The sequence below is a fragment of the Ruegeria arenilitoris genome (assembly GCF_013035315.1).
Taxonomy (GTDB): domain Bacteria; phylum Pseudomonadota; class Alphaproteobacteria; order Rhodobacterales; family Rhodobacteraceae; genus Ruegeria; species Ruegeria arenilitoris_D.
The window spans coordinates 79,730-91,715 of the sequence record NZ_WQHP01000002.1; the positions used below are offsets into that span (position 1 = coordinate 79,730).

Annotated in this window: 12 protein-coding genes; 5 read left to right on the plus strand and 7 right to left on the minus strand. The window is 58.5% G+C overall.

Translation table 11 applies throughout. The features are described 5' to 3' along the window. Nucleotides 1–60: 60 nt before the first annotated feature. The gene (locus GOV53_RS21480; RefSeq protein ID WP_217361232.1) at nt 61–495 is read right to left on the minus strand and encodes an arginase family protein; all 435 of its coding nucleotides are present in this window, start codon (nt 493–495) and stop codon (nt 61–63) included. Between GOV53_RS21480 and GOV53_RS21485 the strand changes: the two genes are divergently transcribed. Beyond that, a complete protein-coding gene (locus GOV53_RS21485; protein WP_367648761.1) occupies nt 457–684 on the plus strand; it encodes a TetR/AcrR family transcriptional regulator in 228 nt (75 codons plus the stop codon). The two genes, GOV53_RS21480 and GOV53_RS21485, sit on opposite strands and share 39 nt — an antisense overlap. A 60-nt stretch (nt 685–744) precedes the next feature. Here GOV53_RS21485 and GOV53_RS05165 read toward each other — a convergent pair whose 3' ends face one another. Beyond that, nucleotides 745–2,220: a M81 family metallopeptidase gene (locus tag GOV53_RS05165; protein WP_170464601.1), complete on the minus strand. Its 1,476-nt coding sequence runs from the start codon at nt 2,218–2,220 to the stop codon at nt 745–747. Nucleotides 2,221–2,301: 81 nt separating this feature from the next. Beyond that, nucleotides 2,302–3,903, minus strand: coding sequence for an ABC transporter substrate-binding protein (locus GOV53_RS05170; RefSeq protein WP_254439192.1), 1,602 nt, complete (start codon nt 3,901–3,903; stop codon nt 2,302–2,304). 120 nt (nt 3,904–4,023) lie between these two features. Here GOV53_RS05170 and GOV53_RS05175 point away from each other — a divergent pair, with 120 nt between their 5' ends. Next, nucleotides 4,024–4,791 (plus strand): helix-turn-helix domain-containing protein, encoded by a 768-nt coding sequence (locus GOV53_RS05175; RefSeq protein ID WP_170464602.1) that lies wholly within the window; start codon nt 4,024–4,026, stop codon nt 4,789–4,791. Nucleotides 4,792–4,868: 77 nt separating this feature from the next. Here GOV53_RS05175 and nagA read toward each other — a convergent pair whose 3' ends face one another. From nagA to GOV53_RS05195, 4 genes are read right to left on the minus strand one after another with little or no spacing between them, the layout of a single operon-like run. Further along, nucleotides 4,869–6,002, minus strand: coding sequence for an N-acetylglucosamine-6-phosphate deacetylase (nagA, locus tag GOV53_RS05180; RefSeq protein ID WP_170464603.1), 1,134 nt, complete (start codon nt 6,000–6,002; stop codon nt 4,869–4,871). Continuing rightward, entirely contained in the window at nt 5,999–7,027 is a 1,029-nt protein-coding gene (locus GOV53_RS05185) for an SIS domain-containing protein (RefSeq protein ID WP_170464604.1), read from the minus strand. Before GOV53_RS05185 ends, nagA begins: the two co-directional genes overlap by 4 nt. 12 nt (nt 7,028–7,039) lie before the next feature. Beyond that, on the minus strand, nt 7,040–7,795 hold the full coding sequence (locus tag GOV53_RS05190) for a GntR family transcriptional regulator (protein ID WP_170424058.1): 756 nt from the start codon (nt 7,793–7,795) through the stop codon (nt 7,040–7,042). Next, complete coding sequence (locus tag GOV53_RS05195) at nt 7,782–8,669, minus strand: BadF/BadG/BcrA/BcrD ATPase family protein (RefSeq protein ID WP_170464605.1); 888 nt, start codon at nt 8,667–8,669, stop codon at nt 7,782–7,784. Before GOV53_RS05195 ends, GOV53_RS05190 begins: the two co-directional genes overlap by 14 nt. A gap of 161 nt (nt 8,670–8,830) precedes the next feature. On the opposite strand from GOV53_RS05195, the gene GOV53_RS05200 reads away from it, so the two are divergent. The 3 genes from GOV53_RS05200 to GOV53_RS05210 all read left to right on the plus strand — a co-directional run bounded on the left by GOV53_RS05200 (nt 8,831) and on the right by GOV53_RS05210 (nt 11,984). After that, nucleotides 8,831–9,754 (plus strand): N-acetylmuramic acid 6-phosphate etherase, encoded by a 924-nt coding sequence (locus GOV53_RS05200; protein WP_170464606.1) that lies wholly within the window; start codon nt 8,831–8,833, stop codon nt 9,752–9,754. After that, nucleotides 9,751–11,001 carry an ABC transporter substrate-binding protein gene (locus tag GOV53_RS05205; RefSeq protein WP_170464607.1) on the plus strand — a complete coding sequence of 417 codons (1,251 nt, stop codon included), beginning with the start codon at nt 9,751–9,753 and terminating at the stop codon, nt 10,999–11,001. The genes GOV53_RS05200 and GOV53_RS05205 overlap by 4 nt, the downstream gene beginning before the upstream one ends. Nucleotides 11,002–11,069: 68 nt before the next feature. After that, complete coding sequence (locus tag GOV53_RS05210) at nt 11,070–11,984, plus strand: carbohydrate ABC transporter permease (RefSeq protein ID WP_170424050.1); 915 nt, start codon at nt 11,070–11,072, stop codon at nt 11,982–11,984. Nucleotides 11,985–11,986 lie beyond the last annotated feature (2 nt).

Below are 11,986 nucleotides of genomic sequence, written 5' to 3' on the forward strand. Positions count from 1 at the left end.
GCCGCCGACGTATACGCCGCCGGAATGTCGGCGGCTGACGGGCGGTCTGCCGTCAGCCGCTCAGAGCGTGCCTTTTACGTTAATGCCCCATGCCATAGTCGCCTTCGTCCTCAAAAGTGGTCCGAAAACCGATTTGAACGGGCTTTTTCGGGGTAGCACGCCGGTTTCAATTGCGTATCCGAACATCGCTCCGTGATCTTGCACGCGGTCTTCTGAGCGTTCCACATCTAGATGCGCGTCAAAGTGAGCGGAGGCCAAGGGCCCATGAACCGCAGCAACAGCCTTGCGAAGCGGTTTGGAACAATTGCGGTCGCCACCCAGCGAGAGTAGATAAGTGCCGCTTTCGAGAACCGGGCGCACGAGTTTTTCGATTGGTGTGTCGATGGATGACGAATGGGCGTAGGTAACCTCGCGTAGTCCAATGTGTAAGAAATCCTTCCAGTATCCCGACCCGCCATTGTCGAGCGCGGTTTCGAGAACTTTTCGACAAACCACGTTGCCAACGCCGTTGGGTTCCGTGTTGGAACCGTCTATCGGTATTTCGCCCGAAAGGACAACATCTTACGTCACCTGTATGACGAGTGGCTGGACAACGAGGACGAGCGCCATCTGATTCCAACTTGCAATCAAAATCCACCGAAACAGGATTGCCAGTTGGGTGCAGGCTGCATAACACAGATCTAGTTGGTTCGCGTCCTTGTGTCAGGACAACGCGGACCTAGAAAAACCTTTCGGCTTGGTCAGTCACCCGGCTTTGTCGAGGCTCGCATCCTGAAACGGGTGTTCCACCGCCGGCCAATACGGAAGCGTTCGCTTGGTCAGTGCGATATCGCGGAACGCAGGTTGCGTTCCCCCGGGGCTAGCGACCTGAAGGATATGGTCGGAAATCTGTCTAAACGGCCCGTAGAAGTGGAACAGGGATTTCACGACCGCAGCTGATTTTTCTGCCAGTCGAATGCCGACCTGTTCAAACGCTTCGGGGTGGTAAACCTGAACGCGCAGGTCGTTCACCAGCAGGTCAACCTCGCCCTCAAGGCGCAGCCACACGACCGTTCCCATGGGTTCAAGGCCTGTACCCAGATGCTGTCCCAGCCCCGTTTTGATGCTCATGACAGTAGCGTCCAAATCGATTGGATCGCCCGAGACAATACCAGTCTTACCACCAAGCCGCACGGTCAGCTTGCTGCCGACGCCTGCGTCCTGACAGATGCGCAGAACGCCGGGGTCCCAGAACAATCCGGCGGCAAAATTGGTCAGGCCGCGCGCCAGCATCGCGGCCAACATATGGGTGGCATCGCCCGGTGCGCCGCCACCGGAATTATCCCCCATATCCGCCAGCACGCACAGGCCAGGTCTCGTGCCGATCTGATCGAGGGCCTTGGGAATTGGCAGATACTCCGTCGTCACCTCTTGGCGCAGGTCAAAGAAACGTCGGCCCAGCCGCTCGGCAAGCTGCGAGGCCAGATCTGGTTGGTCGTCCGTGATGACCAGCATTCGGGCACCGACATCTTCCACATCACCCCACGGAAACCCATGACTGAGCGAGACGGACAGTACGCCGGGATTGCTCTGATTTGCCGCCATCTCGGCCACAAAATCCTTCATGGCCCCTTCTTTGGTCAGGTAAAGGTTCACCATGCGCGTATCAAAATACGCCATTCGCGGTGTTATTTCACCGGCACGCGTGCGCCGCGCCAGATCGAACAGTTCAATCGCGCAGGCGGTGGCGTCGTCATGCGGGTATTCCCGAAAGTGCACGATCAGATCGCTGGCTTCCAGCATCCTGTCCGTCAGATGTGAGTGCAGGTCCAGAGACACTCCGATCGTGGCATCCGGGCATTGGGTACGGATGCGGGTCAGAATATCGCCCTCGCAATCCTCGATATGCTCGGCCACCATCGCGCCGTGCAGTTGCAACAGAATAATGTCGGCACCACCGCATTCTGCCAAATCGGACAGAATCTCGGCGCTGAGCGCATCATAACAGCCCCGCGTGGTCGGCCCGGCGGGTTCGGCAATGGCTGTCAGGCTTTCGATGATCTGCCATCCCAGCGCCTCGCCCTTTTCGCGCCACACATGCAACGCTTCGGTCATCAGGTTCGGCGGTTCTTGCGTCGCGGTTCCATGGCGCAGGAAATATTCTTCGAACCCCGACATCGCGGTCGGCATGGTGCAGAAGGTATTTGTCTCGGTCGAAAGCGTTGCAATAAAGAGTTTCATAAATGTCCAATCCCCAACACGTTAGGGGATGACTGCACGAGCCATCCCCTGCGCATTCGCGATGCTAGCATAAACCAGCTGCTACTCAGCTTTCCACCAGCGTTCCATAAAGCTGCTGCCGTCCAGGTCGAGGTTCGAGCCAAATTTCTCGGGCGTTCCGACGGTTGGGCGCGTGGCAAAGACGTAAGATGCGAACATCGGGATCGCAACGCCACCCTGATTGGCCACGATTTCCTGCATCTCGCCATACACTTGCCGGCGCTTCTCGCTGTCCAGCTCGGCGCGGGCCTCGACCAGAAGCGTGTCGAACTTTTCATTGGACCAGAAGGATTCGTTCCAGGCGACGCCGGATTGGAAGGCCAGTGAGAACATCAGATCCTCGACCGGACGACCGGCCCAATAGCTGGCGCACCAGGGCTTTTTCGTCCAGACCTCGGACCAGTAGCCATCATTGGGTTCCCGTTTGACCGTCACGTTGATCCCGCATTTCGCTGCCGAATTCGAAATCAGCGTGGCCGCATCCACGGCGCCTGGGAAAGCGGCGTCAGAAGTCGAAAGCTCAACATGCAGCGAGTCCAACCCGGCCTGTTTCAGGTAGAACTTCGCCTTGTCCGGGTCGAATGTCTTTTGCTCTAGTTCGGCATTGAAATACTTCTGTCCGGACCCGATTGGGTGGTCGTTGCCGACCTGCCCATAGCCGAGCAGAATCTTGTCCACCAGTTCCTGCCGGTCGATACCCCATTTGATCGCCTGACGGACATTGTTGTCATCAAACGGAGCAGCGTTGGTCAGCATCGGGAAGGAATAGTGCTGCGTACCTGCAACCGAGTGCAGCGTCACATTGGGGTCCCGGGAAATGAACTTGGCCGTTTTGGGGTCAACCTTGTCCGCAACGTCGATTGTTCCTGCGGACAGCGCTGCCATACGCGCGGTGGTGTCCAGCAGCACCAGCAGTTTCCACTCATCAACGTGCGCAACTTCGGGGTTCCAGTGGTTGGCGTGCCGGACCAGGTCAGCCGAAATCCCCGGTTGGAAGTCCTTAAGCTGATAGGCACCACAGCCAATACCGGATTGCCAGTCAATGCTGTCGCCGTCAGCGGGCAGAATGGCAAAACGGTAGTCGCTGAGAATGGCCGGGAAGTCCGCGTTGCCGCCTTCCAGTTCAAAAACGATGGTCTGTGGCCCGTCGGCCCGCAGTGTTTTGACGCCAGCCAACAGAGGGGCCCCGGTCGAGGTCGAGTTTTCGCCCCGGTGATAGTTGATCGAGGCGATTACGTCGTCGGCTGTCACGCTGCGGCCATTGTGGAACTCGACCCCGTCGCGCAGCGAGAACGTCCAGACGGATGCGTCCGGTGACGCTTCCCAGGATTGCGCAAGTGACGGCTGGACATTGCTGTCTGCGTCAATAGCGGTCAGGAAACCGTTCACGCCGAGGCTTAGGGGAATAAGAAAACCAGCCGAAATCTGCCCCGGATCAAGTTGTTCGGTTGACGCCCCATGGCCGATCCCGGCGACCATGCTGCCGCCCTTTTTGGGCGCGGCGGCAAGTGCGCGATCCGCCAACAGAGTCGCCGCGCCGACAGTCATGCCGGTCGCCAGAACCCCGCGCATGAACTGACGGCGATTAACCTGACGCAATTGCAGGCGCTGCTCCATTTGCCGGACGTATTGAAATTTATCCATCGGTTGACCTCCCCTGGGCATGGCTGTGTTGCGCGCAGGATTGCGTACCGAATATGGCTTAACAATAACGCCACATTATGCTTTCTTTAGCGAGTTTAAGCTCGAAAGTTTGGGGTGGTCATGCAAAACAACCTGGCAACCAATCTGCGTTACCTCTGCGCCGATTACCCGTCTGTTGCATCGGTGTGCCGGGATATCGGCATCAATCACCAGCAATTCGCAAAGTACCTCAGCGGTCGCAGTACACCTTCACCGAACAATCTGCGCCGTGTCTGCCGTTTCTTCGACATCGACGAGAGCATTCTGCTGGGTGAGCCAGAGGATCTGCGCCGACACAAAACCCATCTTGCCAAAACAGACGCCGATCGACGGCGCGACCCGCTGACCGATGTCTTTCCGGGGGATTTGCAAAAGTTGAGACCGCTGTTAGGGTCTTATCAGATCTTCTTCCGGGCACCGAACGATCCTGCCAAGGCGATCATCAACGTTGCCTTTTTGGATGAACGGGATCGCATGGTCTATAGCCGGGTTATCGAGGCTCTTGGCGATGCCAAAACGAAAACCCGTCGCTGGACACGCTGTGATGGCAAAGCGGCCCATCGCGCGGGCCAGATATTCGTCGTGGATTCCGAACGCGGTCCCGAGGCCTCGCTCTGTCTTTATATTTTGAACAAACCCCACCGCGACAAGTCGGGCCTTCTGTTCGGTACGATGTCCTATCTGGCGTCTCTGTCGGGGCGCACGCCGACCTCATCCCCTGTTGTTTGGAAAAAGGTTGAGAGCTACCGATCGGTCCGGGAACTGTTTTCAAGCTGCGGAGAGGTTGATCTGAACAGCAACCGACTGGACCTCAAGGTTCGACAGCACCTTAAATCTGCGTTGGAATAGCCAATCCGAGGCGGTCGCCACGCGCCATGGTCTCTGTGACCCCTTCAAGTTTAACGACCGATGGGGCGGCGTTTGGATTAGTGCGAAACCGGTCTGGCTTCGGACAGATCGGTCGCTATCCGTATCATATGTGAGAGTGTTGGTTTGAGTTCGTCGCTTGCGTTGGCGATCATCCGATGCGGAACGCTGGTGGCTGCGGCAAGCGCCTCGGCAAGCGGAACGCCCACCTGTTCGGTCAGAACCTGTATCGCCTTGGTCAGACACAAATCCGCCCCGGCCAGAGTTCCATCCTGCAAAGTCAGCCTGCCGTTCTCTCGCCGGATCAAACGGCCCTCAAGGTGGAATTCCGTTTGCGACGTACCCGCGACCGCCATTGCGTCACTGACAAGAAAGATCTGTCCCGGCCCGCGCTTGGCCGCCCAGGCGGTGCGCATTGTGTCGGGGTGGACGTGGATACCATCCGCAATCAGCCCCGCCGACATGGAACCGCAGGACAGTGCGGCACCGACCAATCCCGGCTCGCGGCTTCCGAGCTGGCTCATCGCGTTAAACAGATGTGTAGCACATTGGGCCCCGGCTTTGGCGAAGGCCATACAGGTCTCAAACGGTGCATCCGTATGGCCCAGCGAAACGATCACTCCGGCGCGGGTCAATGCGTCGACCTGATCCAGAGTGGTGTTTTCGGGGGCCAGCGTGACCATCAAGGCAGGCAAGTGTTTCGCGGCCTTGAGTATAGCGTCCAGATCCTCTGGCTGCATAGGGCGGATCAGGGCCGCATCATGTGCCCCTTTGCGTCGCTCGGACAGATGGGGGCCTTCCAGATGCAGCCCCGCGATGCCCGGAATACCGGCCTGAACGGCCTCGACCGCGGCATCAATGGACGCTCGGGTTTTTTCAGGCGTATCTGTTATCAGCGTTGGCAGGATACGCGTTGCACCCAGCCCCCGATGGGCCGTGGCGATCTGTGCCAGGGTGTCAACGGACGGATCGTCGTTGAACATCACGCCCCCTCCGCCATTGACCTGCAGGTCGACATAGCCGGGGCTCAGAATTTGTCCCGCCAGATCCTCAATCTGATCATCGCGCGCTATTTGATGTTCGGGCACTAATGCGTCGAAAACCCCGTCTCGGAACCGCGCCGCGTACCCGTCATGCAATTCCGTGCCGTCAAAAATCGGGCCGCCTGCAAAGGTGATCGAAGGACCGGTCATATCGTTTCCGTCACTTTTTTCAGATGGCGTGGCGTGTCGGGGTCAACGCCGCGGTTTGCGGCAACTTTTTCGACCATTCCATAAAACGATACGATTGTCGGAATTGGGTCGGTCATCCAATGAGAGGTCCGAACATGGGGCAACTGCGTCGCGCGTTTCACGCGGCTGGTCGTTGCAAAAACTTGCGCACCCTTTGCGGCCAGCTCATCCGCGACCTCGGCCAGATTGGCCTCGGCCGCATCACCGGATGCCAATGCCAGGACAGGAAAGCCCTGATCGACAATGGAAACGGGGCCGTGCAGAACCTCGGCCGCCGAGTAGCTTTCCGCGTGAATCTGGCACGTTTCCTTGAACTTCAATGCCGCTTCATTCGAGATCGCCAAGGACAGGCCGCGTCCCAAAGTGAAAAGCGAGCGACCGTCGACAGCATCCGCCACAACGCTCCAGTCACAGGCGATGGCCGCTGACAGACTGTCCGGAAGGCCATGGATTGCGCGCAACAGTTTATCATCACGCTTGACCTGCGCGATGAGCCATAGTCCTGCGACCAGTGAGGTGACGAAGGTCTTGGTCGCTGCCACGCTCAGTTCGGGCCCGGCGTGAATTGGCAGCGTCGCAGTGGCCGCCTCGGCCAGGGCAGATGCAGTGTTGTTCGTGATCGCGACCGAATACGCGCCACCAGAGGTAACGGACTGCGTCAGCTGAACGATGTCCGGGCTTTGCCCCGACTGCGAAACCGAAACGCAGATGGCGTCGTCGCAGCGCATGTCGACGCCATAGATGGATTTGACCGATGGCCCAACCGACGCCATCGGCAACCCCAGCAGCAGCTCTGAGGCGTATTTCAAGAAGTTGCAGGCATGGTCCGACGACCCCCGCGCCACCGAGATCAGGAACCGTGGGTCGCGGGCCCGGATTTCGTCGGCAGTTTGTGCAATCAAGTCCGCGCCTTCGGTCAAAAGGCGATCGACGGCGTCGGGTATCTCATTGATTTCCCGCCGCATTTGAGTGGTTTTGTCAGACATTATCCCAGGCTTTCAGTTTGACAGGCGCAGCTCGGCCACAAAGTCATAGGCGTCGCCGCGATAGATTGAGCGAGTCAGTTCAGCGACCCGCCCGCTTTCCAGATAAGAGGTACGTTGAATCCGAAGACCGGCTGACCCTTCTGCAACATCCAGCAGCTCTGCCTCGGGCGCTTCAAGATTTATCGCCGAGATCTTTTGGATTGCGCGGACCGGCCGGAAACCGGCCTGTTCGAGAACAGCGTAAAGCGATCCTGTTACCTCAGTCGGGTTTGATAGGATGTCGAGCGGCAGCGCTGCTTTTTCCAACGCCATGGGGCGACCTCCGGCCTCGCGAAGGCGGTGAATTCTTGCGACCTGTTCGTTGGCCGATAATCCCAAGGCCATCATCTCTTCTGGCGAGGGCAGGAAAATACCGCGTTCCAACCATGTCGAGGTCGTGTTGAGCCCTCGCCGCTCCATATCTTCGGTGAACGATGTCAGGTGGGACAGGGATTGTTCGACCTTCGCCACGGGCTCGCGGACGAAAGAACCAGACCCTTGCCGTTGTTCGATCGCGCCCTTGCGCACCAGTTCCTGAATGGCCTTGCGCACGGTTACGCGCGACAGGTCGGTCAGCTCGGCAATCTCTCTTTCAGGCGGCAGTGAACTGTTGGGCGGCAGGATGCCGTCCGCTATCCCTTGTTCCAGGCGTTGACGAAGTTGCACGTACCGGGGGCCTGAACTTTGCCCCAACCATCCTTCCGGGCGCAGGAAATCAGCTACATTCATGTTCGATTTCCTCCTGATACGCCTGCGCCAATGCAAGTGCACCGGACAGTGGGTCGCCCAAGGGCTGAAGCAATACAGACTGCATGCCCGGGGGCAGATGCGACGCGTAAAGGGGGCCGATGCCGCCTGTCAGACATATCGGCATGTCCGCGGTCCACCCCATTTTCATCATCATGTCGGTAAGATAGTCCGCCCCATCCTGCAGGACGGAAAGTGCCAATTCATCGCCGTGATCAGAGTGCTCGGTCACAAAGGGGGCGAGGGCTCCAAATTCGGACGGGGTCATTTGGGTCGCCGCTTTGACAATTCCAGCGGCCCCGTCAAACCGAGACAACAGATCCTGCGCCAATTTCGAGGGTCCGGTCACGTCATCCGTGTATTCCAGCGCTTTGGACAGCGCGCGTTTGCCGACCCATTGCGCAGAAGCCTGATCGCCAAGAACAGGGCCCCAGCCGCCAGCGAACCTTTTCTTGCCGCCCTTTTGCATCGCAATAAAGGACCCCGTTCCGCAATGAGCGATAAACCCATCCCCGGGCCCCAATGCGCCGCGCAGGGCCGCGGCCCGATCATCTTCGATCCGAACGTTCTGAAACGGCAATGCGGCCGCAAGCTTTCCGGCAATTGCCTCGCCCGTTATCCCGGCCAAGCCCAGATACGCGCGCGCTTGCGCAAGCTCGTCCAAGGAAAAACCCGACTGCGCCGCCAAAGCTTTCAGGCCGCGCTGCAATTCGGCGCAGGCGGCGCTGAAATCAGTGGACACATTTGCCGCGCCCACCTCGACCCGATGCGTTGCGCTGCCGTCGGAAACCGCTAGGCGGCAACGCGTGCCACCCCCATCGGCGGCCAGAATCAGGTATTTCGGTGCGTGAGCCATAGTAGATACCTTTATAATACCTTTTGGCGTTTTAGAAGTCCTAAATATAACCACAGGGCCAAATACCGCCCTAAACCTCCAGATATTCAAGGCCAAAAAATATTTGGTAGACTAATGGTATTTAAAAGGTATGATATTGAAAGCTCTTGGGGGAGAATCACGTGAACACGCCTGCAACGGAACAACTGCATCAGGATGCGAATGGGTTGGACACCCGTCCGCTCGCAGAGGCGGCCAACCTTCTGGCGCAGTCGCAGGCATCAGCAGCGCAGGTAACCTTGGATGCTATTGCGCCGATTTGCGGCGGAGCAAAGGCGATGGCCAATACGATCCGGTCTGGTGGCAAACTTCGCTACCTCGCCGCTGGATCATCGGGCCTTATGGCGGCCTCAGATGCGTTAGAGCTTGGGGGAACGTTCTCAATCCCCGCTGCCCAGATCCGCATCCATATGGCTGGCGGATTGCCAACCACCGCCGAAATGCTGGGCGATGTAGAGGACGCGGTTGACGGTCTTGCGGATGAACTGGCGGATATGGATGCCAAAGATACGCTGATCGCTGTCTCGGCCAGCGGCACCACGCCCTATACTGTGGCCGCCGCAAAACTGGCGCGTGACAGGGGCACGCCCGTGATCGGGATTGCAAACAACGCAGGTTCGCAATTGCTGCTTATGGCAGATCATGCGGTGTTGCTGGCGACGCCCCCTGAATTGATTTCAGGTTCGACCCGCATGGGCGCTGGAACGGCGCAGAAAATTGCCCTGAACATGCTATCTACGCTGATGGCGATCGAGCTTGGCCATATTCAGGATGGCATGATGATCAATCTGCGGGCGGACAACGACAAGCTACGCGCACGGGCCAACGGGATTGTCTGCCAACTGACCGGCGTGACGCCCGCGCGCGCGGATGCTGCGCTGAAGACCGCAGGCGGCAACCTCAAATGTGCCGCGCTGATCGCCGCCGGCGCTGGATCGGCAGAGGACGCCCAAACGCTATTGGATGAAACAAGCGGGCACCTGCGCCCTGCGATGAAACGGCTGAACCAAAACAAAGAAACTATCAACCTGGGAGAAACCAAATGAAACGCAAAGTTCTGAGCCTGGCTCTGATGGGCACAGCGCTGGCCACAAGCGCCTATGCGCAAGAGGCTACGCTGACAATTGAAAGCTGGCGCAACGATGACCTCGCCCTGTGGCAGGAAAAGATCATTCCGGCCTTTGAGGCGGCGAATCCGGGCATCAAGGTCGTGTTTTCTCCGTCGGCCCCTGCGGAATACAACGCTGTTCTGAACTCCAAGCTCGAAGCCGGATCAGCCGGTGATCTGATCACCTGCCGCCCCTTCGACGCGTCGCTGGCGCTTTATGAGGCCGGTCATCTGACCGACCTGTCCGATCTGGAAGCTATGGGCAACTTCTCGGACGTTGCCAAATCCGCGTGGCAAACCGACGATGCATCCGCCAGCTTCTGCGTCCCGATGGCATCGGTGATCCACGGCTTCATCTACAACAAAGATGCGTTCAACGAGCTGGGTATCGAAGTTCCGACCACCGAGGCCGAGTTCTTTGCCGCGCTGGACAAGATCAAGGAAGACGGCACCTATATCCCGATGGCGATGGGCACCAACGACCAGTGGGAAGCTGCGACGATGGGCTATAACAACATCGGTCCCAACTACTGGAAAGGTGAAGAAGGTCGTCTGGCCCTGATCAAGGGTGAACAAAAGCTGACAGATCCGCAATGGGTTGCCCCCTATGCGACGCTGGCCAAGTGGGGCGCATATCTGGGCGACGGGTTTGAAGCGCAGACCTATCCTGACAGCCAGAACCTGTTCACGCTGGGCCGCGCTGCGATCTATCCGGCAGGCAGCTGGGAAATCGCAGGCTTCAACACGCAGGCCGATTTTGAGATGGGTGCATTCAAGCCGCCGGTCCAGAATGCCGGTGACACCTGCTATATATCGGACCACACAGACATCGGTATCGGCCTGAATACGGCGAGCGAAAACCAAGAGGCTGCGCGCACCTTCCTGTCCTGGGTTGCCAGCCCTGAATTCGCCAGCATCTTTGGCAATGCGGTTCCCGGTTTCTTCCCGCTTTCGAACACTCCGGTCGAGTTGGAAGACCCCCTGGCCAAGGAAATCGTCGGTTGGCGGGATGAGTGTGAAAGCACGATCCGTTCGACCTATCAGATCCTGTCGCGCGGCACACCGAACCTCGAAAACGAGACCTGGGGTGCATCCGTTGCGGCCATCAAGGGTACTGAAAGCCCCGAGGCGTTGGGCCAGCAGCTGCAGGATGGCCTGGCCACCTGGTACGCGCCGCATCAGTAAGACCTGAACCACTCACACCGGACGCGGCCACCCGCGTCGCGTCCGGCACCTTTTCCCCGGAGTTTCCCATGCAGACCCGCCGCATACGCTGGCACATTGTCGTTTTCCTCGCCCCCGCGGTGTTGGTCTACACGGCAGTGATGATCTTCCCCTTGTTCAACACGCTGCGCCTCGCACTGTTTACCGAGGTCGATCAGACGCGCATCTACGTGGGCTTGCAGAATTTCCGCACGCTGTTCTTTGATCCGATCTGGTCAGAACAGTTTTGGAACGCCCTGGGCAACAACTTTTGGTTCTTCCTGATCCACATGCTGGTCCAGAACCCAATCGGAATCGCTCTGGCCGCCCTGCTGTCACATCCAAGATTGCGTTTCGCCGCGCTCTATCGTTCGGCGATTTTCATTCCGACGATCCTGAGCTTTGTGATCGTGGGCTTTGCCTGGAAACTGATCCTGTCGCCGCTGTGGGGGATCGCGCCCTCTATGTTGGATGCGGTGGGCCTGAAATCCCTGTTCGCGCCTTGGCTGGGCAAGGAAGAATACGCCCTGACCACGCTGGCGCTGGTATCAGTCTGGCAATTCGTCGGCATTCCGATGATGCTGATCTATGCCGCGCTGCTGTCGATCCCCGAGGAAATTCTTGAAGCCGGGGAGATCGACGGCATCACCGGCGCCTCGGCCTTTTGGAAGATCAAACTACCGCTGATCCTGCCTTCGATTGGGATCATCTCGATCCTCACATTTGTGGGCAATTTCAACGCGTTTGACCTGATTTACGTCTCTCAGGGCGCGCTGGCGGGGCCGGATTTCTCGACCGATATCCTTGGCACGTTCATGTACCGCACCTTCTTTGGCTTCCAGCTGCAACTGGGTGATCCGCATATGGGTTCCGCCATCGCAGGGGCCATGTTCGCGATCATTTTAGTCGGCGTCTGCATCTACCTCTTCGGCATCCAGACCCGGATGCGCCGGTATCAGCTGTGAGG